Genomic DNA, 21,795 nt, shown 5'->3' with positions numbered 1-21,795 from the left:
TGCCCGCGCTTCACGCAATCTATCCACAAAAGATCACGTTTAACCGTCACGTAAAAGTAGCCCTATGCCTCAGTACCGCTCACGCACCTCCACCGCTGGCCGCAATATGGCCGGCGCCCGCGCCCTGTGGCGCGCCACCGGCATGAAGGATGAAGATTTCCACAAGCCCATTATTGCCGTGGCCAACTCCTTCACCCAGTTCGTGCCCGGGCATGTACACCTGAAGGATATGGGGCAGCTCGTCGCACGGGAAATTGAGAAAGCGGGCGGTGTCGCCAAGGAATTCAACACCATTGCGGTGGATGACGGTATCGCCATGGGCCACGACGGCATGCTCTACAGCTTGCCGAGCCGCGAAATCATTGCCGACTCCGTGGAGTACATGGTCAACGCGCACTGCGCCGACGCATTGGTGTGTATCTCTAACTGCGACAAGATCACCCCCGGGATGCTGATGGCGGCCATGCGCCTGAACATTCCAGTGATTTTCGTCTCCGGCGGCCCAATGGAAGCCGGCAAGACCAAGCTCGCCGACCACAAGCTGGACCTCGTTGATGCGATGGTTATCGCAGCCACCGATTCCGCCACCGACGAGGAAGTTGCGGAGTATGAGCGTTCCGCCTGCCCTACCTGTGGCTCCTGCTCCGGTATGTTTACCGCCAACTCTATGAACTGCCTGACCGAGGCCCTGGGCCTGTCCCTGCCCGGTAATGGCACCACGCTCGCCACCCACGCGGACCGCGAGCAGCTGTTCCTGCGCGCCGGCCGGGAAATCGTTAGCCTGGCGAAGCGCTACTACGAGCAAGACAACGAATCCGCTCTGCCGCGCACCATTGCCAATCGCGCGGCATTTACCAATGCCATGGCCCTCGACATCGCCATGGGCGGATCCACCAATACCATTTTGCACCTGCTGGCGGCGGCGCTGGAAGGCGAGGTCGACTTTACCCTGGCAGACATCGATCGCCTGTCCCGCAAGATTCCGCAGCTGTGTAAAGTGGCCCCCAACACCCAGAAATATCATATCGAAGACGTGCACCGCGCCGGTGGTGTAATGTCGATTCTCGGCGAATTGGAAGCCGGCGGATTGATCGATGCCAGCCTGCCTACCGTGCACAGCAAGTCCTTCAAGGACGCACTGGAAGAGTGGGACATCCGTCGTACCGATAACCCAGACGTACACAAATTCTTTCGCGCTGGCCCGGCAGGTATTCCAACCCAGCAGGCGTTCAGTCAGGACTGCCGCTGGAACAACCTGGACGGCGACCGCGAACAGGGATGCATCCGTTCTGTCGAGCACGCCTACTCTTCCGAAGGTGGCCTGGCCGTACTTTTCGGTAACCTCGCTCCGGACGGCTGCGTGGTGAAGACTTCCGGCGTAGAAGAGGAACTCTGGCAGTTCGAAGGCCCCGCGCACGTGGTAGAAAGCCAGGAAGATGCCGTTGCGCATATTCTGGAAGGCAAGGTGAAAGAAGGCGAAGCGGTGATCGTGCGCTACGAGGGGCCGAAAGGGGGCCCAGGTATGCAGGAAATGCTGTATCCCACCAGCTACCTTAAATCCAAAGGTCTAGGTCAATCCTGCGCATTGATTACCGATGGCCGTTTCTCCGGCGGCACTTCCGGCCTGTCGATCGGCCACGTCTCTCCAGAAGCTGCTGGCGGCGGCAATATAGGGCTGGTGCAAGACGGCGACCTGGTGCGCATCGATATTCCAAAGCGCTTGATCGAAGTGGATATTCCGGAAGCGGAATTGCATCGCCGTCGCGAGGCCATGAATGCGAAAGGTACTGAGGGCTGGAAACCCGTGAAGCAACGCCCGCGTAAAGTTAGCCGTGCATTGAAAGCCTATGCCCTGCTGGCCACCAGTGCCGACAAGGGCGCGGTGCGAGAAATCGACTGATTGCTGAAAGCGGAATCTAATGACACCGCAAATAAAAAGGGGCGCACAGCGCCCCTTTTTATTTTTCACCTCAACCGGCTGGTTTCACGCTCTCTTCCTCCCGCCAGTCCGCAAACGTTTCCAACAAAAAATCGATCGCGGCACGCACCCGCAAAGACAGGTGTCGATGATCGCGGTATACCAGCCAGGTATTCGGACCCTGCGCCCAGTAGCCCTCCAGCACCGGCTTCAGGGTGCCGTCATGCGCGGCTTCGCCAAAACTCGAGCCTGGTAAATACGCGATACCCAGTCCCGTCTGGCAGGCGGCCACCACACTGCGCCCACTGTTGGAGCGCCACCGCCCCGACACACGCACCTCCGTGTCTCCAGCCTCCTCACGAAAACGCCAGCGATCACTGTTGGCAATAATACAGTGATGGTAAGCCAGATCCTGCGGTCGTTGCGGTGTGCCGTGGGTCACCAGATATTCCGGACTGGCCATGCATACTAAAGCGCGCGTAACCAGAGGGCGCGCGATGAGTTGTGAGTCCTGCATATCGCCGTAACGCACGGCCAGATCAAACCCCTCTTCAACGAAATTTACCAGCCGGCTATTGAAGTCGATCTCCACCTGCAACGCAGGGTGCACTAACGCAAATCGCATAAGCGCAGGCGCCACGTAACGTTCGGCGAACTCACCGGCCGCAGACACACGCAAACGCCCCTCCAGGGCACCACGCTCACGCCCGATCTGCTCTTCCACGGCCTCGAGGCCGTTCATCAGATCCCGGCACTCGTGGTAATACTGCCGACCGGCTTCAGTCAGACGAACAATTCGGGTACTGCGCGCGACCAATGACACTCCGAGCCGCTCTTCCAGTGCCTTTACCCTGCGCGACACATGCGAAGTAGAGACGCCCAGCTGGCGTGCGGCCTTAGAAAACCCATGGGTCTCTGCCACCGCAAGAAACTCCGGTAGGCCATCCAATTGCGCCATTGTTGCACCTCAGCAATAAAGATTTCCAAATTTGCAGGATTATCCCACACCAGTGAAAGGCCTAGTATGTGCCCATTCCAACAGAGGAGTGAAAACGATGACAAAAATCCTGGTGATTGTGACCAACAGTGCCAAGTTAGGTGATGCGGAAGATAACGGCACCTATGCGCCAGAATTAACCCACGCGCTGCGTGAATTTAACGATGCAGGCTTTTCTTACGATCTCGCCTCTATCCAGGGCGGTGAAGCACCAATCTACGGTACTGACATGGATGATCCGGTGAACACCACGATGCTGGCCGATGGCGGTCTACTGTCGGCGATGGCCAATACCAAACGGCTTGCGGACGTCAATGCAGACGACTACCACGGAGTATTCTATCCAGGTGGATTCGGCTTGCTTAACGACCTCGCTCACGACAAGGCCGCTGCCGCGATCACCGCAGCCCGCTATGACGCCGGCGCCGTAGTAGGAGCCGTGTGCCACGGACCCGCCGGCCTGCTCGAAGTGACCCTGGCCAACGGCAGCAACATCATGAGCGGTAAAACGGTAACGTGCTTTACCCGCCGTGAAGAGGAAGAGTTCGGGACCATCGACCAAATTCCATTTGTGTTGCAGGATGCGATCAGCAGCAAGGCCGGCCAATTTCACGAGGTAGACCCCTGGGGCGAAAATATATTGGTGCATGAGCGCCTGGTTACCGGGCAAAATCCTGCATCCGCCGGTGGCGTTGGTCAGGCGATGGTAAAACTACTGAAGAGTTAACCACGCAATCATTTCAGCAATCAGCGTAACCTCCCGCCACCTGAGTAGCGGGAGGTTACTATTGCTACTCCGTTAAGTTAGTCCGCCAGCTTGTACGAGATTCGGTTGCGAACACCGTGTTTTTCGACCGGTTTACCATCCACTACCGTGGGGCGATATTTGAACCGTTCTACGGCCTTTAGCGCGGATTGATTGAACACATCCGTTGGCGCGCCCGTCGCATCGTAGCCTCCAACCACCGAAGGATTTTTCACCGATCCATTTTTGCTAATGGTGAACTCCACTACGACATAGCCCTCCAAACCTTTTGCGATCGCCCTGCGTGGATAACGCGGCGCCGGCTTGTAGATCGGCATCGGGTCAGCAGTCACAATTGAGGTATCGACTTTTGTGCCGGTAGTCGTTGGCGACTGAAACACGATCGGCATATCGCCGGGTTCTACCGTGTGGTCCACCGTTGATGGCGTCATCGGCGGCGGCAGCTCCTGCGGCTTGGTGACACGCGTTTCGCGAATAACCGTCGGTTTCATCTCCGGCATATGAATGGGAGCAATGGTTGGCAGAATTTCTGCCGGGGGTTCTTGCAGGTCGGTCGCGATAAGCTGCGACATACCAAGCAACAGCAGGCCGGTAACCCCCAAGGCCATTGCGCCATTACGCAGGAAGACGATTGATGTGGTCGCAGAACGAATCGGTATCGACTGAAGGGACGTGGAATTAAGCGGATAAGCCAGTTCCATAACACCTCTCCTTTTTATTTTCGGGTGTTGTTTAAATTGCAGCGCCAAATCACTACGGCGCGGCGATGGAAAAAGCTGATCAGCTATTTACAGGTTTAGTTGAATCTGACGAAATTGCAAATAATTCGCATTTATTGGTCAAAAAATGCGCCAGCGCCTTCTAGCCTGTGTCTCATATTAGATACGCGTATTAGATAGGCGTATTAGATAGACGCACAAAAAAAGGCCGCACAGTGTGCGGCCTTTTTGTGGAGAAAAACTCTGGAGATAATCGAAATTACATCGCCAACTGTTCTTCCCGTTTCTTCTCAGTTTCTACAAAAGAGATCCACTGTTTGGCGAACTTTTCAGAACGCTTGTCCTTCAGTGCTTTCTTGAAGTTACTGAGAGAAGCATCGTACTTTTTCAGATTGGCATTCGCCATACCCAGTACGATGAAGAGCTGATCCTCGCGTTTGATACCGCCCTTCTTCAGCGCCTTACTACCCATGTCCAGTGCTTGCTGGTTCTTGTCCAGGTCCAGGTAAATACCCGCGAGACGCGAGTAGATTTCACCCTTGTCAGACAAGCTGGCAGCCGCTTCCAATTCTGGAATGGACTTCTGCAGTTCCTGAGCCATCTGGTAGGCCTGCGCCAGGGTTTCAAGGTTCTTGGAGGTACGCTCGATCTTCTTCTCGCTCATACCTTTGTCGATTACCTTGGCGCCTTTGTACGGCATTTCGGCACCCATAAAGAGATAAGCCATGTTCAACAGCTCTTTCTCTTTCTGCAAGGCACCGGCAATGTAAGCAGCTTCCATCATGTGAAGCATATCGTCTTCACGCTTCAGCTCACCATACATGCCCGCCAGCTGCTTGTAGTACTCACCTTTCGGGTAGTGCTTAACCAGCTCTTCCAGAACGTCGGCCACCTGCTTGTAGTTGTTCTTGTCGTAATACAAGAAACGCTGCAGGCCGTACCAGTTTTCCTTGGGCACCTTGCCTTCTTTTTTGTACATAGACACAGCCTGATTGATATCAGACAGCGCCTTGGCGTTGTCACCCAGCTGGTAGTAAGCCTGGGAACGCAGCGCGTAGGAGTCCGCGTTGACGTTATCCGCTACCTTGAACCAGCGGTTCAGGTAGGTGATCGCCTGCTTGTAGTCCTCGGTTACGAAGTACAGCTGGGCAATGGTCAGCAAGGTACCTACTTCCAGCGCCACCGGCAGGTTTTCTTCACCCTGCTCCAGCACTTTCTTGTAGTAGGAAATCGCCTGCGGGTACTTCTCCATGCTGTAGTAAACAAAGCCGTAGAAGTAGTACATCTGTGCGGTTTCATAACCGTTCAGCTTGGACTTACCCGCTTCCATCTCACGCAGGGCGGCCAGGGCTGCCGGCCAGTTCTGCGCGTCCGCGGCTTCCTGGGCCTTGCCGAGGTACTTAAACGCACTCTCACGCATCGCCGGAGTTTTGCGGGTTTTCTTCTCGCTCTGCGCTTCCGCCTGGGCAAAAGAAGCAGAGACACCCACAGCCTCCAGCACAGTTACGCTAACCGCAGGCGCCAGGACCAGGGGCAGCGCTACGGATGTGCGCAGGACAAGCCGGGAAAGGCTCTTTGTCACGGTCGTCATATTCATATGCGTCCCCTATTAGTTCTTGGCCAGGTTGAAGCTGATTTTGGTTTTAACACCAGGTACTTCAATCGGCTCGCCATCAACAACCCGCGGCTTGTACTTGTACTTCAGCGCAGACTTAACCGCAGCACGATTGAAAATCGTGGTGGGTTTACCGTCCAGGGTGAAAGCTTCCACAACGCGTGGGTCACGTACAGAACCGTTCTTGGTTACCGTGTACTCGACAACCACCCAGCCCTCGATGCCACGCTGAAGCGCGCGACGGGGATACTGCGGCTGTACCTTTACGATCGGCAGGTAGTCACCTTCGGAAGCGAAGCCACCAATACCACCCACTTGCAGGTTGGCGTTGGCCGCAGGTGCAGACATGTTCAGGGCATTGTCTACATCCGGCTGGTCAAACTCCGGCTCCGGCATATCGGGCGGCGGCTGCTCCGGCTCGTCGGGCTTATCCGGCTTGCTGGTGTCGTATTGGGTTTCGATCTGGGTATCCGGCATGACGACGTCTGCAACCTTGATCGGCTCTTCCTCATCGGGAGCCTTCATGTTTGCTTCGATCAGCGCATGCATGGTGAAGATCAGGGCAATGGTGGTGACTACTGCCAACGCACCCGCCCCTAATAGTCTTACCGGGTTCATAGCTGTTAACTCTTCTCTGTAGCGACCGACACTTTATCGATTCCGATTTTTCTGGCCGCATCCGCGATCAGGGCAACCTTCTCGATGCTCGCCTTTTTATCGGGCTGAATCACCAACCACCCCTTGGGGTTTTCCGCGTAGAGACGTTCCAGAGTGTTTTTCACCAGGCGGTCATCTACCTTCTCTTTGGCGATCCAGATTTCATTGTTGTCGTTAATCGCTACCAGAATCGAGGCGGCTCTGAGATCAGCGGTTGTCGCTTCCGGCTTAATTACATCGACACCCGGCTCCTTAATAAAGGTCGCGGTGACGATGAAGAAGATCAGCATAATGAACACCACGTCCAGCATGGGCGTGAGGTCAATCGCTTGTCCTTCTTCTTCAGCCGTATTCTTTTTTCTGCTCATTGCAACTCTCTCTAGCGAAATGCTAATAGCGAGATTTGGCCCGGAGCCTTCATCGCACTGCGTACGAATGAAAGCCCACTCGTTGGCTAAACCTTCTCGGCTGCCAGAGCGGCTTACGCCACCCGGGCAACGCTATTGTGGTGCCTTAGTGATCCATCGTCAGATGGTCTTCCAGCAGCTGGGTTTCACGTTCCGCGGTACGGGTGATGTAAGTGTTAGCAAATACCCCAGACAGTGCGGTTACCATGCCGGCCATCGTCGGGATGGTCGCCATGGATACACCACTGGCCATTTGCTTTGCATCACCACCGCCGGTAATCGCGAGAACTTCGAACACGTTGATCATGCCCCAAACGGTGCCCAGCAGGCCGAACAACGGCGCAAGGGCAACACAAGTTTGAATCATGTCCATATTGCTCTGAATCTTCTCGGATACCCGGGAAACCAGTGCGTAGCGGATCTGGTGGGCATTCCAGGATTTACGCTCGGGGCGTGCCTCCCAGGTGTCCACGGCGCCCTGAACATCGTGCTTCAGGCCACCCTTGAAGTAGAAGAACCGCTCGAAAATCAGCGTCCACATAAAGAAGGTCAGGCCGGCGATCAGGAGTAGTACTGGCCCGCCCGACGCCATAAAGGCGACAACGGCGGCCCATGCGTCATTCAATGCGTGCATGTTGCCGCCTCCTCTTACTTACGCTCAGCGTTTTCTGCCACGATACCGGCACTACGCTCGTCCAGGATGTGCAGGATACGCTTGGCGCGGCCGTTCACGATGGTGTGCAGCAGTACAGTCGGGATCGCAACACACAGACCCAGAACGGTGGTAATCAGTGCAGAGGAAATACCGCCAGCCATCGCTTTAGGATCGCCTGCGCCGAAGATGGTGATCGCCTGGAAGGTGATGATCATACCGGTAACGGTACCCAGCAGACCCAGCAGCGGGGCTACCATGGCGATGATCTTCAGCAGGTTCAGGCCGGATTCGATGGCCGGACGCTCTTTCAGCACCGCTTCTTCCATCTTCAGTTCCAGAGTTTCACCGTCAACGCCTTTGTTCTCTTCCGCCACGGACAGAACACGACCCAGCGGGTTGTTGGTGTTCGGGGTAGAGGAGCGCAGCTGGGCGTTAACCTTAGCGTTTACGCCAGACAGCACGATCAGACGCCAGATAGCCAGCAGCACCGCAACGACACCAACACCGGTGATGATGTAGCCAACGATGCCACCCTGGTGCCAGCGCTCAGCGAGGCTCGGGCTTGCGATCAGCGCTTTCAGCAGGGAACCGCCGGTAGGACCAGTGGGGTCAACACCGAACGGAGAGAAACCGCTGCTCGCGCCTTGCAGGTCAGCTGCCATGCTCTGGAATTTGCCGCTTGGCTGACGAATCAGCTCGGCCAGCTTCTGGTTGTCGTTCATTTCCAGGTACTTGCCGTTGGAAACGATGTTGAAGTTACCTACACGGACAACTTCCTGATCAACCTGTTCGCCGTCTGGCAGGATCACGGTGGTGTTGAACTTAACAACCTTACCGGCTTCCACGGTCTCGCGCTGCATTTCGTACCACAGACGCTCGATTTCCTGGATGGTCGGCAGTTTGGTCGCAGAGTTCATTTTGTCGATCAGCTGATCGAGGAACTCGGCACGGCCCGGGTACTGCGCAGAAACCAGAGAGGTATCCATATTCGCACGCAGGTCGCCCGCGGTAGAGGTCAGGTGGCCGAACAGCTCTTTCAGGGAGCCCAGACGCTCGTCCAGCTGCTGGCGCTTCTGCTGAACCAGCAGTTCCTGCTCTTCATACTTCTTTTCCAGCGCCGCAGAGCGGGCTTCTTCAGAAGTACGGGTGTTCTCAGCCTGACGCAGCAGAGAGCCCTGGTTGGCTTTCTGGCGACGGAAGTCGGCTTCGCGCTTTTTGTGCTCAGCAGATTCAGCAACCTTGGAGCCCTGTACCATCTTCAGCAGCTGGTCCAGGTTAGAAGCTTTGTCCTGTGCAACAGCAGAAACGCTGAACAGGCCAGCGGCTGCAACCGCTAGTACGCGCTTGGCGATAGAGATTTTCATTGTGCAGCCTCCGGAGCCGGGATCGGCATAGTCATGATTGCTTGAGTGGCCTGCTTCTTGGCGATCTTCAGACCTTCCATGATCGCGCGGCGGTAGTCACCGGAATCGATCTCAACCCAAGCTTTCTGCTCTTTGTCATAGGCCAGGGAGATTTTGGAGTCGGTAGTCTGAGCGACCAGAGCAATACGACCGATCTGCAGTACGTTTACTTCGCGGTCCTGACCGTTCACGTTCAGGGTGTCGCCGTAGCTGTCGATCTTACGCGCGTATTCGGATTCGAAGTTGTAAAGTTCCAGCACCTGACGGAATTTCTCCGCTACAGTGATATCGGAACGGTCCATATTGTTCTTAACCGCTTCCAGGTTGGCTTTACGATCAGCCAGCTTGAAGGGTGCGTCCAGTTCGATGAACTGCTCCAGGCCGTCCAGCATGCGCAGGATTAGCGGCTGAATCTGACGCTCAATAACAGTTACTTGATCGATGGACTCGTCGAGGTCATTGATCACGGTCAACTGGTTAGCCAGCTGCTTTTCGAGCTGACGGTTGTATACACGCAGACCGTCGATCTCTTTGTTTACTACTTTGAACTGCTGAAGCAGGTCAGAGGTTTCCTGAGCGATCTTGTCGATGCGCTTTTGAGATGCAGTTGCGGCGGCAGTTTTCTGCTGGCCAACCTTTAGAACGGTGTCGATTGTATCCGCAGTGGCTACGCTACCGTACAGTGCGCCGGCAGACAGCGCAGTGGTCAGCGCCACAGCCATGAATCGCTTGGTTTTCATTAGACCCCCCAGTGGGTTCAATATTTCACAACATGGTCGCGATGGATTAGCTGCCACAACGCGGTAGTTTATTGGTTTGAAGACAGCTAAGAGCCGCACATTGTAAACAGCCGATTTGATTATTCAAATGCCGATTGACTACGTCGGCCCGCCTGTGTAGCACGGTAACACCCGGGTAACACCCGCGGGGTTGATGCACACATTTGCAGCTATTTACTCTGTACAACATTTAACCAAATCTACCCGAAAGAGTGTTTTTTGGTCAAATTGTATTTAAATAAACCTGTCGTACTGGACTAAGCAGTAGTTGTATTCATCCCGTTCCGAGGCCGGGTAACAGTCCCGGGAGGCCTCTTTCCAGGTGTTATCAATATTCGGGAAGAACGCGTCCCCGTCGACTTCAGCATCCACCTCCGTCACATACAGGCGCTGGGCAAGCGGCAGAGCCTGGCGGTAGATCTCAGCCCCACCAATGACCATCAACTCACTCGCCCCCGCCTGCTGTGCAGCGGTTTCTGCCAGAGCGATAGCCGCTTCCAGCGAGGAAACCACCTCTACACCATCAGCGCGCCACGCGCTGTTGCGGGTGATAACAATATTCTGCCGACCGGGCAGCGGGCGCCCGATGGATTCGAAGGTCTTGCGCCCCATCACTACAGGCTTGCCCAGGGTGGTGCGCTTGAAAAACTGCAGGTCCCCAGAGATACTCCAAGGCAGGGTGTTCTCGCGGCCGATAGCGCCGTTGCGCGCCATCGCCACGATCATGGCAATAGGGGTCTTTGACTCCGCCATCACACCGCCACCGGCGCGGGAATATGGGGATAGGCCTCGTAGCCCTTCAGCTCAAAGTCCTCAAAACGGAACTCAAAAAGGTCCTTCACCTCTGGATTCAGCACCATTTGCGGCTTCGGCAAGGGCTGACGGGAAAGCTGCTCTTCTACCTGCTCCGAATGGTTGGAATACAGGTGCGCATCACCAAAAGTGTGAACAAAGTCACCGGGCTGCAGGCCACAGACCTGGGCCAGCATCAGCGTAAGCAAGCTGTAGGAGGCAATATTGAACGGTACGCCGAGGAAAATATCGGCACTGCGTTGGTACAGCTGACAGGACAACTTGCCGTCCGCCACATAGAACTGAAACAGCGCGTGACAGGGGGCCAGCGCCATTTTGCCGGCCTCTGCATTCGCGCTCGGCGAAACCCCTTCATCGGGCAAATCGGAGGGATTCCAGGCACTGACGATGAGACGACGGGAATCCGGACGAGTCTTTAGCTGCTGCACCAGATCTTTGATCTGGTCGATATGCCGTCCGTCCGCGGTGGGCCAGGAGCGCCACTGGTAACCGTACACCGGCCCCAAATCACCCTCTTCGGTGGCCCATTCATCCCAGATACGCACCCCATTGTCCTTCAGGTAACCGATGCTGGTATCGCCTTTCAGGAACCACAGCAGCTCGTGAATGATGGAGCGCAAGTGGCACTTTTTGGTGGTGACCAGCGGAAAACCTTCCGACAGGTCAAAGCGCATCTGATAACCGAATACACTGCGGGTGCCTGTACCGGTGCGGTCGCTCTTCAGCGTGCCGTTGTCGCGCACATGGCGCATCAATTCGAGATATTGTTTCATCTAATTGCGTATTCTTAAAATCACTTACTTGGCAGCGCTTCTTTTCAGTTTCGCGCCGCCTTTACTCTTGGCGCTATCGCCCTTGGACTTACTGTCGCCATCCTCACCCTGACCACGCCCTTCTGGCAGCGGCTGGGTGCGGTAGCTCCACACCAGGATGATGATACCGGCCGCGATCATCGGCAGGCATAGCAGCTGGCCGCGCGTCATCCATCCGAACATCACCTCGATGCCGACATCCGGCTGGCGCACAAACTCCACCAGGAAGCGGAAAACGCCATACAGCAGGACAAACAGGCCGCCGACCGCCAGGCGCGGACGCGGCTTGCTGGAATAGATCCACAGCACTACGAACAGTACCAACCCTTCGAGGAAGGCCTGATAGAGCTGAGAAGGGTGTCGCACCAGCAACTCCGGGTCGCGAGGGAACACCATTCCCCAAGGGCCGTCCGTTTCACGCCCCCACAGTTCCTGGCCGATAAAGTTGCCCAAACGCCCGAGGCCAAGGCCAATCGGGACCAGTGGGGCAACAAAGTCGATCAGCGCCGGGAAGGTTGTACCGATCTTGCGCGCATAAATAGTGGCAGCCAGCATCACGCCGATCAGCCCGCCATGGAAGCTCATCCCCCCTTCCCACACCTTGAACAGGCTAAGCGGGTGGGCCAGCAACTCGCTGAAGTTGTAAAAGAACATGTATCCGAGGCGACCGCCGACCACCACACCGATGGCGCAGAATAGGATCAGATCCTCTACTTCTGACTTGATCACCGGCGACCAGGGCTTCTGCGCCCGACGCATGGCAAGCCACCAGGCGGCAGCGAAGCCTGCAAGATACATCAGGCCATACCAGTGAATCTGCAGCGGCCCAATGGCCACCGCAACGGGATCGATCTCGGGGTACGTCAGCATGCTGAAACCGCGGTTATGAAAAGTGGGCGTTATTATGGTTGGAAACCTATTGTCAGTAAAAGCCCGGGATTGCCCCGGAGAAGAATTTCCATGTGCCTACTTCTAATCGCTTACCGCCAACACCCCCAGTTCCCACTGATTGTGCTGGCCAATCGGGATGAATTCTATGCTCGCGCCACAGAAACCGCTGCCCCTTGGCGTGACCGAGCGATCACGGCAGGTCGTGACCTGGAGGCAGGCGGGACCTGGCTCGGTGTCGCACCGAACGGACGTGTCGCCGCAGTCACCAATATGCGCGAGCCACAGATACCGGACCCGGCAGAACCGCTGTCGCGCGGTGAGATTCCGGTCAATTTTCTGACTGGCGAGCAAACACCCTGCGCCTTCGCCCAGAGAATCCAGGGGCCACGCTATCGGGGCTTCAATAGCCTGCTGTTCGATGCCAACCTGCTCGACGACGACAGCAACCCGGCTCTGGTGTGCGCCGGCAATCGCCACGAGCCCTTTGCGATTACCGCGGGCGTGCACGGCATCTCCAACGGGGCACCGGATTCCCCCTGGCCCAAGGTCATTCACGGGTGCGCAGCGCTGGCCGAGCTCACCGCAGACTTGCCCAGCACTCTGGATAAGAACAACTTTGTGACCCCGGCACTCAATCTGCTGGCCGACAGCCGCCGGGCACCGTGCGCAGAACTACCCGATACCGGAGTGGGCGAAGCCCTCGAGAGCGCGCTATCGTCAATTTTTGTGCACATCGTCGACGGAGATGTACCTGCCGGGACACCTCTCGCCGCCGGCTACGGTACTCGTGTCAGCTCACTGGTCGCGGTTGACCGCAACGGCGGCATCCAGTTTTGGGAACAGGGTTACGAAAATGGTCAGCGCACTGGCTCCGCACGCCATTTTCGCCTGAATCCACCCACCTCCTAAGGCCACAATCTAAATCGCGCCAGCGACACAAGATTAAATGAATCTAACGCCAAGCAAATTTCGCATTTGTTGCCATACTTAAGTGCACAGGCAAGCGGACGTTGAGATACGCGCAAGTCGTTCTCTCGATTCGCTTTAATAAAAGGAAGGTCGCGCGGGATGCTCGACTCAGGTGCGCTGACGGTGAACACTTTCACCGGTTTTTCGAGGAGAGGCGCGCCGAAGGTTGGGAAGGTATGAACGATCGGGCCCCGGCTTCCGCACTGTAAACCGGCGCCCTGCAGTATCGCTGAGGTACCATGTCATATTTCATTCCAGAGCGTCGCAAACGCAAATCGGCCCTGCCGCTTATTTTTCTCGGCAGCTTGTGCGTGTTTGCCCTCTATTATGCTTTCACTGCCAATCAAGAAACGGTCCCGGTACTGCCGGAAAATGCCGTGCGCCCGCACTTGGTGAACTGGCTGGAGAACAACCCGGACGCCTGGCCCGCTCAGGACCCAATCTTCAATCCAATTGCCGTGCGCCGCATCTACCGCCGCACGGATTACCGCCTGCTGTGGTTTGATAACTACAGTCTCAGCGATACCGCAAACGACCTGCTCAAACAGCTGACCGCGTCTAGCTCGGGCAACCCCAGCAGCATGGTGGATTACCGTTATCACCTGGGTTACTTCGACCGCACCCTGCGCGACACGCCGCAGCGGCTGCAAATGGCCGCGGTACTCGACGTCTTGCTGACCGACGCGTTTATCTCCTATGCGCAGGACACCCAGCTGGACAAGCTGCGCCCCAAAGCGCCGAAGCACCACCCACGTTTACGCTTGCGCGATAAACACATCACCCCGGTCAATGCCACCGAGGGCGGCTTCCAAATGGTAAGCCAGCGTAGTGACACCGACACACTGCTTGACGGACTGCAGCTCGCCAATAACAGCTACAGCAGTCAATCAGGGCGCCAGTATTTCCGCGGCTACAACCGCGGCAGCAAAACGGTGAATCGCTCGCGCTATTACACCCAGCGCTCCTCCCAGGGGCGCCAGGTTTACAGCAGCGGCTCTCGCTACGCGCCTAGCCACAACGCTCGCTACTCCACCCGTAGCTATCCGCGCCCGTACACCTCAAACCGCTCTTATCCGCGTGTAATGCCACGCTTCCGCAGCCTGTCGGATGAAGGCTCAGGCCTGACTCCATCCCATGGCGAAGGCTTGTATGTCGAGGAAAACACCCCGTTTGGCTCCGATGCACAGGCCTTGCGCGAGCAGCTCGCCCGCTACCGTAATATGGCCGCATCCGGCCGCTGGCGTCCGCTGCCCGCCGGGCCGGCGATGACGCTCGGCGCCAAGCACGCGAATGTGATTCACCTGCGTAACATGCTGACGGTGTACGGGGACTATTACGGCTTCGGTGACGATATCAACAGCAAGAAGTTTGACCAGCGCCTGCACAATGCGGTGGTCCGCTTCCAGATCCGTCACGGCCTGAAACCAGATGGCATTGTTGGCAAGCAGACCCGCCAGCGCATGAACATCTCGCCTTCCGCCCGTGCGCGCATTATCGAAACCAATATTCGTCGCCGCGAGAAACTGCCAGCCAACCTGGGCAACCGCTTTATTCAGGTCAATATCCCGGGATATCGCCTGAACTATGTGGAACAGGATCGCGTCAAGCTGTCGATGAATGTGGTGGTGGGTAAGAAGGTCCATCAGACCCCGGAAATCAACACCCGCGTGGCCCGCGTTGTCTTCAACCCCACCTGGACGGTACCGCGCAGTATTCTGGTGAGTGAGATTCTGCCCAAGGCCCGCGCCAACCCGCACGGCATGGAAAATCTGGGTTACCGCGTGGTGAATGGCAGTGGCGAATACCTGCCACTCAACTCCCAGAACCTCAAACGCGCAGCCGCCGGTGGCTTCCTGATGCGCCAGAAAGGCGGTGAGCAGAATATTCTGGGTCGGATCAAGTTCGAGATCCCGAACTCCGACGACATTTATCTGCACGACACCCGCGCCAAGAGCCTGTTCAGCCTGACCGATCGTGACTATAGCCACGGCTGTGTTCGCCTGGAGAAACCCCGCCAGTTGGCCGAGGTACTGCTGCAGGAAGAACCCGGGGATTGGAGTCGCTATCGCATTGAACAACTGACCACCGGCGACGACACCACCGAGGTACGCATGAGCAAGAACGTGAAGGTGTACCTGACCTACTGGACAGCTTGGGTCGATGGCCAGGGGCGCATGCACTTCCGCCCGGACATCTACGGCAAGGACGGCCTCGCCGCAAACCAGTTCTAAGACTTCTCTCACTGCCCATGAAACCGCCGGGTGAAGGAACCACCCGGCACAATTTAGCCCCCTATATTCCTAAACCGCCGGACATCCTCAATCCGCATACCCCAATCGTATTTGCCGCCATTCCGGTCACAAATTACCAATTAATGCACAGCGCTCGCAGATCGCGCGCTGTATTTGATTGGTAATCAGGGGCCAAGCCAGCTGCCCCGGCACAGACAGGGGTCAGCGATGGGCAATAAGTTGGGATATCCAGTCACTTTCAGCGCGGCAATGCTGTTGTCGCTATCCATTGATACGATTGCGCTGGATCAGCCTGCACCAGCAACACCAAACCAGAAGGATCAGACGGAACAGAAGGCCCCCGCGGCCGGCCAAAGTACTCGCGAGCGTTCAACCCCGACAAGTCCCGCAGCCACTGACCAAACCACTTCTTACAGTCCCTACACACCTTACGGCCGCCAGTACGCGTTGATGCGTGAAGAATTGGCGCGCTACCAGTCGCTCAGCACTACCGATAACTGGCAACCGCTGCCTGCGGGGCAGCCGCTGGCGCCTGGGGTGCGTGATGAACGGGTCAAAGCACTGCGCAGCCTGCTGATGCAATACGGCGATTTGACTCTTTCGACCGACATGGCCGCGGCAAACGACAAAACAAAGTCCACAGCGGATCTTTACGACCAACAACTGCGCAAGGGCGTAGAACGCTTCCAGCGCCGGCACGGGCTGCGCGCCGATGGTGTCGTCGATAAACGCACCCGCGACGCACTGAATACGCCGCCTAAAAAACGTCTCGAGACCCTTGAGGCCAATCTGGCACGCTGGCAGCAAACCCCCAAAGATCTGGGGCCGCGCTATCTGGTGGTAAATATTCCGGAATACACCCTGCGCCTGATGGAGAACGAGCAGGAGCAATACCGCATGCGCGTAGTGGTGGGTAAAACCAAGCACCAGACACCGCGCTTGAGCACCCGCATGACCCGGGTAGTATTCAACCCCACTTGGACGGTGCCGCGCAGTATCGCCCTCAAGGAACTGTTACCCAAAGGTGCCGGCACTTTAACGTCCCGGGGCTACCGGCTAGTCAACAATCGCGGCAAAGCTGTGCCCTTCAGCGGCTCCAACCTGCGCGCCCTGCGTCTGGGTGGCGTAGCCCTGCGACAGCGAGGCGGCGAAGGGAACGCCCTCGGACGTTTCAAATTCATCATCCCTAATCAACAAGCCATTTTCCTGCATGACACGCAGAAGAAAGAACTCTTCGGGCGCAACCAGCGCGCCTTTAGCCACGGTTGTGTACGCCTGCAGAAACCGCGGGAGCTGGCGCAAATTGTCCTCGCGGATCAGGGCAAACCCGGCAAGTGGGATCAGGAGCGACTGGCAAGGTTCACCACCGGCAGCCGCACCCGCTCGGTAGAGCTGAACCAGCCAATCCCGGTGCATATTGTCTACTGGACGGCGTGGGTGGATGAGGAAGGCTTACTGAATTTTCGCCCGGATGTTTACCAGCTCGATAAAAACGCCGCAGAGTAATGGTGGGGGGGAGTTAGATGCGCATTAACAAACGCCAAAAGCATACCAAGCCGCCCAACCTCAGCGCCCATGAATGGCACGCGCTGGCGATCATGGGATTTTGTGCCCTGCTGCCCTTGAGCGCACTCGCGCAACAGAGTGCCGGCGAACGCCAAGATAAGACAATTAGCAACGATACGGCCATCGCAAACACTGTCGCGCCCGCTATCGAGTTACCCGAGGCACAAGGCGAGCAACAAAATACATTGCCGCCAGCGGCCACAGTAAACAGAGCCATCGATTTCGCCTCCGCCGCTGAGGCGCTGCGCGAAAAAGCGGTGCGTTACCGCACGCTGGCGCAGCACTGGCAGCCGATTGATGCCGGCACACCCCTGCGCGCCGGAGACCAGGGGCCAAGAGTGGCGCAACTGCGCGCTATTTTGAAATTGTATGGTGACTATCAAGGTCCTCTGGGGCCACTCGCATCCGCCCAGTCTTCCGAAGATCGTTTTGACGCAGGCCTGCAACGCGCGGTGGAATCTTATCAACGCCGCCACGGGATCGAAGTAACCGGCACCGCCAACCGCGCTACGTTGGAAGCTCTGTCACGGCCGCCACAGGAGCTGGCGGAAATTCTCGAGATCAATGCCGCGCGCTGGGACAAGCTACCCGCCAAACCCGGCAATCGATATATCTTCGTCAATGTGCCGGACTACCAACTGCAGCTTATCGACGGCCAGCAGGTCGTGCTTTCCATGAAGACCGTGGTGGGCAAAAGCAGCAAGCGTACCCCGGACCTAAACACTCGGGTGGTATCGGTAGTATTCAACCCCACCTGGACGGTGCCGCGCAGCATTCTGCTCACCGACCTGCTGCCAAAGGCGCGGAACTTTCCCGAAGCCATGCACAAACGCGGCTATCGCGTAATCCGCTACGGCACCAACACCACTACCCCGATCAGCGAAAAAAGCCTCGAGAGCGCCGCCCGTGGTAAAGCAACCCTGCGCCAGATCGCCGGCCCCGGCAACACATTGGGACGCGTCAAGTTTGTGATCCCCAACAAGCAGGCCATTTATCTGCACGATACCCAGGCGCAGAGTCTGTTCGAACAACGCCATCGCGCTTTTAGCCATGGCTGCATCCGACTCCAGCAACCGGAAGAGCTGGCCTACGCTCTGCTGGGTAAACAGGGATGGGACAGAACCCGGGTCGCACAGGCGACCACTGGAGACGAGTCAGTCACAATTAAGGTGAAAAACCCGCCCAAGCTCTTTATCACCTATCTCACCGCGTGGGTCGATCATCTGGGGCAGGTCCAGTTCCGCCCGGATATCTACCACCGGGACCGCTAGCAAACCCGTGGTGCCTAACCTTTCCAGCCTACGAAGTGTCCCTTCTCACCCCACTTACGGGCGCTTCAGCTAAGGGAATACGGCAGCTTTCACGTACTCCTCGCCCACACTCCAGAGAACCCTTTTATCTGGAACCTTCAGGTCACAGAAAAATAATTTCCCACAAATGACAACGTTGTCACTGAGAATTTGGGGTTTATTACCTTGCGCCAAGCAAAAAAAATCCGAAGTGGCTAGCGTGGTAGAAAAAAATCGCCAGTATGTTTTTCGATCATTTCTTCATTACCGCTGATCGATTTGTAACCAAAGGTTATTTTTTGTACAGTGAGTCCATACCGAGTAGCACCGGACGCTTCTCGAAGACTAGAGGCTTATGAAAGCACAACTCACTACGACACCAAAGGCGGTAACAGGGTATGAAAGAACTTTCCAGACGCAGGTTTTTAGCAGTTTCTGCAGCAACTGCGGCGGCGGTTTCAGCCGGCCCCGCAATGGCAAAAGTGGGCAAGTCGCGCAACCTGAAAATGCGTAACTTGCACACCGGTGAGCGCCTGAACACTGCCTATTGGGCAAATGGCGACTACGACGGTAGCGGCCTCAAGCAGTTTAACCGACTGCTGCGCGACCACCGCGCCAATGAAGTAACACGCATGGACCCGAAACTGTTCGACATCGTGTACAAGATCAAGCAAAAGCTGAACTACAACGGTGAGATCGAGATTATCTCCGGATACCGCTCTCCCAAGACCAACGCCAAGCTCCGCGCAGCTGGCCGTGGTGTGGCGCGACGCAGCTACCACACCCGAGGCATGGCACTGGATATCCGTATGCCGGGTGTCGCCCTGTCTAAAGTGCGCAAAGCGGCGCTCGACCTGAAAGCAGGTGGTGTTGGTTTCTATCCGAAGAGTAACTTCGTACACGTAGACACCGGCCCGGTTCGTCGCTGGTAAGTGGCCAACTGCGCCCAACCCCGGAGTTAACCGGGAAACAAAAAACCCAGGCTTTGCCTGGGTTTTTTGCGTTTCGTGTCGAGCAATTCTCTCGCCGTCACTCCTCCGGCAGGGTCACACTCACCGGGGTCATATCCTCTTCCCGTGCGGGCACCTTGGTATCACCAGATATCAGCCCGAGCAGTTTTTCCACTTGCTGACGGCTACGCTGCAACTCTGCCGGCTCTGCCAGCTCGATTGGGTCTTCCATTTTCAGTAAACGCGCTTCCAGCAGACCGAAGGTCTCTGCCAGCGCCGCCGCCTGATGCTGATCTAATAACATGTCTGCCAGCCCGGAACCCTCCCCCGGCAGCCACGCCACCTGCAGATTACGCAACATGGCAAGCAGTGCCTGCTTTGAGTTTGCTGCCAGGCCACTTTCCACATCGCTCTCGGAACTCTCCGGCACCCGCGGCAAAATTTCATCCCGCAGGAGGTCAACATGGGCACGGCGAATCCATTGCAAACGCGCCACGGGCTCGCGCGCCAGGTAATAGCGGGAGAGGTCATTGGCGGTAACCGGCCAGCGATTGGCCAGTTGCGACATATCTTCACTGATACCCTGGGTAATCAGACGGGTCAACTCACGGCGTCGATTCGATGCCTGGGCCTTGGGCTCCTCGCCGCCACTGGACTCGGCAAACTGTTCAGCAGAGCGCTCGCCAGTGGGGCCCCACAGCATAATTTCCAGGGCGTGAAAGCCGGTACTCGCTTCCTCGTGGGCAGTCAGTCGGTGCTGCTTGCGCAAATTGGCCAGGGTCAATTCAATCGCAGTGTCATTCACGATGCCGCTGGTCGAGTAGCCGGGAACAGTATCCAGATAACCAGCCTGAACCGGCCAGCTGTTCAGCGCCATCAGCAGGTCCTGACCTTGCTGTTGCAGCGATGAAGGCGCAAACGCCACCTTGATGAACGGCAGTGCAGCGGAAAATTCACGGTGCGCATCCAACCATGCCAGCTTGGCAGATTCGAGATGATCCGCTGTGGGCGCCATCAGTAGCTGGGAGACCGCGCGATCCAGCGCCTGCGTTGCCGCCTGCGCATCGATGATCTGGGCCTGCCCCGCTTGCCAGTATTCCGCTGAATAGGCATTCGCGGCCTCCGCATTTACCGCCTGCACCGGTGCTGCGGACACATCCTCCCGCACGGAGTCTGTTTCCGGCTTGCGCTCACACCCGCCAGTTGCCAGTAACAATCCGCCCAGAACTAACATCTGGGACAGCCGCTTTACGCCGTTTGAAAGACTTTTTGCAAACATTCCCTGACAAGACCACATCCCGGGTACTGCGTTTTTTATCTGCACAAACAAACCCTAGAACCTGTGTTTACTGTGAAATTGAACAATTCGGTGCGAAGCCCTTTACCAGTCCATTGCACTGGCAAAATCTTCATAGTCACCGCGCAGGCTGATCACCTTCCAACCGCGGGTAAGTGCTTCCTCACGCAGCCGGTTATCGGGATCTACCGCAACGGGGAACTCTACCTGCTTGAGCAGGGGCAAATCGTTGATGGAATCGCTATAAAACCACTTTTGCCCCTTGGCATATTGAGGATAAGCGTTGAGCCACTGCTGCAGACGCAATACCTTCCCTTCCTGAAAGCAGGGCTGCCCGGCCACCTGCCCAGTGAACTTGCCGTCCACTTCTTCAGGCTCTGTAGCTAGCAGGGTATCCACCCCCAGGCGCGCGACAATCGGCTCTACCACAAAGCGATTGGTGGCGGTGATAATCATGATGTGGTGCCCGGCTTCGCGGTGCCGTTGAATCAGGGTTTCCGCGTGCGGCAGCCAGATGCCACCAATCACCTCCTGCATAAATTCATGCTGCAGGTTCTGCAGTTGTCCGCGCGACAGCTGGGCCAAAGGCTCCAGCGCAAAGGAAAGATACGCAAAGATATCCAGGGCACCCTGCTGGTAGTCCCGGTAAAAGCGGTCGTTCTCGCTGCGGAATCGCTCCCCGTCCACACATTCACGCTCCACCAGGAACTCGCCCCAGGCGTGGTCGCTGTCGCCACCAATCAATGTGTTGTCGAGGTCAAAAATCGCCAACTGCACAAAATTCTCCTTTATTGACTATAGGGCACTACTGAAGCCCAAGGCGCCATGACGCAATATTTTCGCGCCAATTCAATCGCAAGCGGGGCTAAACAGCGGTACCAGCACCTTAAGGGGCTTTCCCTGTCAGGGGCGGGAGAGTTTACCCTGCCGACTGCCGGGATACATCGACCACCGTCACTGAATTGCTGTAATTCGACCGCTGTGGAACAATGCAGAACATTATGGTGCGCTGGGTGTGTTACGCCCGGCCGGTTGGTCGA

General features: G+C 56.8%; 20 protein-coding genes. 7 read left to right on the top strand and 13 right to left on the bottom strand.

What is annotated here, in order from left to right; genetic code table 11:
• Positions 1–64: 64 nt before the first annotated feature.
• Complete coding sequence (gene ilvD / locus Mag101_RS02485; protein WP_077400328.1) at positions 65–1,900, top strand: dihydroxy-acid dehydratase; 1,836 nt, start codon at positions 65–67, stop codon at positions 1,898–1,900.
• 70 nt (positions 1,901–1,970) lie between these two features.
• On the opposite strand, the gene Mag101_RS02480 is transcribed toward ilvD, so the two are convergent.
• Entirely contained in the window at positions 1,971–2,876 is a 906-nt protein-coding gene (locus Mag101_RS02480; protein WP_077400326.1) for a LysR family transcriptional regulator, read from the bottom strand.
• A 97-nt stretch (positions 2,877–2,973) separates the two neighbouring features.
• Between Mag101_RS02480 and Mag101_RS02475 the strand changes: the two genes are divergently transcribed.
• On the top strand, positions 2,974–3,642 hold the full coding sequence (locus Mag101_RS02475; RefSeq protein WP_077400322.1) for a type 1 glutamine amidotransferase domain-containing protein: 669 nt from the start codon (positions 2,974–2,976) through the stop codon (positions 3,640–3,642).
• A gap of 77 nt (positions 3,643–3,719) precedes the next feature.
• Here the strand turns inward: Mag101_RS02475 and Mag101_RS02470 are convergent, their stop codons facing one another.
• The 10 genes from Mag101_RS02470 to lgt form a co-directional block, all read right to left on the bottom strand.
• Positions 3,720–4,382 (bottom strand): energy transducer TonB, encoded by a 663-nt coding sequence (locus tag Mag101_RS02470; RefSeq protein ID WP_077400319.1) that lies wholly within the window; start codon positions 4,380–4,382, stop codon positions 3,720–3,722.
• Between the two features lie 277 nt (positions 4,383–4,659).
• Complete coding sequence (locus Mag101_RS02465; RefSeq protein ID WP_077400316.1) at positions 4,660–5,997, bottom strand: tetratricopeptide repeat protein; 1,338 nt, start codon at positions 5,995–5,997, stop codon at positions 4,660–4,662.
• A 12-nt stretch (positions 5,998–6,009) separates the two neighbouring features.
• Positions 6,010–6,633 (bottom strand): energy transducer TonB, encoded by a 624-nt coding sequence (locus Mag101_RS02460; protein ID WP_077400314.1) that lies wholly within the window; start codon positions 6,631–6,633, stop codon positions 6,010–6,012.
• Positions 6,634–6,638: 5 nt separating this feature from the next.
• Positions 6,639–7,040: an ExbD/TolR family protein gene (locus Mag101_RS02455; RefSeq protein ID WP_010131795.1), complete on the bottom strand. Its 402-nt coding sequence runs from the start codon at positions 7,038–7,040 to the stop codon at positions 6,639–6,641.
• Between the two features lie 145 nt (positions 7,041–7,185).
• Entirely contained in the window at positions 7,186–7,713 is a 528-nt protein-coding gene (locus tag Mag101_RS02450) for a MotA/TolQ/ExbB proton channel family protein (protein WP_010131796.1), read from the bottom strand.
• A 14-nt stretch (positions 7,714–7,727) separates the two neighbouring features.
• Positions 7,728–9,098 carry a MotA/TolQ/ExbB proton channel family protein gene (locus Mag101_RS02445; RefSeq protein ID WP_077400311.1) on the bottom strand — a complete coding sequence of 457 codons (1,371 nt, stop codon included), beginning with the start codon at positions 9,096–9,098 and terminating at the stop codon, positions 7,728–7,730.
• The gene (locus Mag101_RS02440) at positions 9,095–9,877 is read right to left on the bottom strand and encodes a DUF3450 domain-containing protein (protein WP_077400308.1); all 783 of its coding nucleotides are present in this window, start codon (positions 9,875–9,877) and stop codon (positions 9,095–9,097) included. The genes Mag101_RS02445 and Mag101_RS02440 overlap by 4 nt, the downstream gene beginning before the upstream one ends.
• A gap of 273 nt (positions 9,878–10,150) precedes the next feature.
• Positions 10,151–10,669, bottom strand: coding sequence for a dihydrofolate reductase (locus Mag101_RS02435; protein ID WP_077400305.1), 519 nt, complete (start codon positions 10,667–10,669; stop codon positions 10,151–10,153).
• A complete protein-coding gene (locus Mag101_RS02430) occupies positions 10,669–11,502 on the bottom strand; it encodes a thymidylate synthase (protein ID WP_077400302.1) in 834 nt (277 codons plus the stop codon). Before Mag101_RS02430 ends, Mag101_RS02435 begins: the two co-directional genes overlap by 1 nt.
• A 24-nt stretch (positions 11,503–11,526) precedes the next feature.
• A complete protein-coding gene (gene lgt / locus Mag101_RS02425; protein WP_077400299.1) occupies positions 11,527–12,411 on the bottom strand; it encodes a prolipoprotein diacylglyceryl transferase in 885 nt (294 codons plus the stop codon).
• Positions 12,412–12,501: 90 nt separating this feature from the next.
• Between lgt and Mag101_RS02420 the strand changes: the two genes are divergently transcribed.
• The 5 genes from Mag101_RS02420 (at position 12,502) to Mag101_RS02400 (ending at position 19,440) form a co-directional block, all read left to right on the top strand.
• Positions 12,502–13,341, top strand: a complete 840-nt coding sequence (locus tag Mag101_RS02420; protein WP_077400296.1) for an NRDE family protein — start codon at positions 12,502–12,504, stop codon at positions 13,339–13,341.
• A 299-nt stretch (positions 13,342–13,640) separates the two neighbouring features.
• Positions 13,641–15,632 carry a L,D-transpeptidase family protein gene (locus Mag101_RS02415; RefSeq protein WP_077400293.1) on the top strand — a complete coding sequence of 664 codons (1,992 nt, stop codon included), beginning with the start codon at positions 13,641–13,643 and terminating at the stop codon, positions 15,630–15,632.
• A 228-nt stretch (positions 15,633–15,860) separates the two neighbouring features.
• Positions 15,861–17,159, top strand: coding sequence for a L,D-transpeptidase family protein (locus Mag101_RS02410; RefSeq protein WP_077400290.1), 1,299 nt, complete (start codon positions 15,861–15,863; stop codon positions 17,157–17,159).
• Positions 17,160–17,176: 17 nt separating this feature from the next.
• A complete protein-coding gene (locus tag Mag101_RS02405; RefSeq protein WP_077400287.1) occupies positions 17,177–18,490 on the top strand; it encodes a L,D-transpeptidase family protein in 1,314 nt (437 codons plus the stop codon).
• Between the two features lie 416 nt (positions 18,491–18,906).
• Entirely contained in the window at positions 18,907–19,440 is a 534-nt protein-coding gene (locus tag Mag101_RS02400) for a DUF882 domain-containing protein (protein ID WP_077400284.1), read from the top strand.
• A gap of 97 nt (positions 19,441–19,537) precedes the next feature.
• Here the strand turns inward: Mag101_RS02400 and Mag101_RS02395 are convergent, their stop codons facing one another.
• Complete coding sequence (locus Mag101_RS02395; protein WP_232325105.1) at positions 19,538–20,692, bottom strand: imelysin family protein; 1,155 nt, start codon at positions 20,690–20,692, stop codon at positions 19,538–19,540.
• A gap of 147 nt (positions 20,693–20,839) precedes the next feature.
• Positions 20,840–21,532, bottom strand: a complete 693-nt coding sequence (locus tag Mag101_RS02390) for an HAD family hydrolase (RefSeq protein ID WP_077400281.1) — start codon at positions 21,530–21,532, stop codon at positions 20,840–20,842.
• Between the last annotated feature and the right edge of the window lie 263 nt (positions 21,533–21,795).

It is taken from the genome of Microbulbifer agarilyticus (genome assembly GCF_001999945.1).
In the GTDB taxonomy this organism is placed as follows: domain Bacteria; phylum Pseudomonadota; class Gammaproteobacteria; order Pseudomonadales; family Cellvibrionaceae; genus Microbulbifer; species Microbulbifer agarilyticus_A.
Note: the sequence above shows the minus strand (reverse complement) of the source record. Positions and strands in the feature narration are given on the sequence as shown.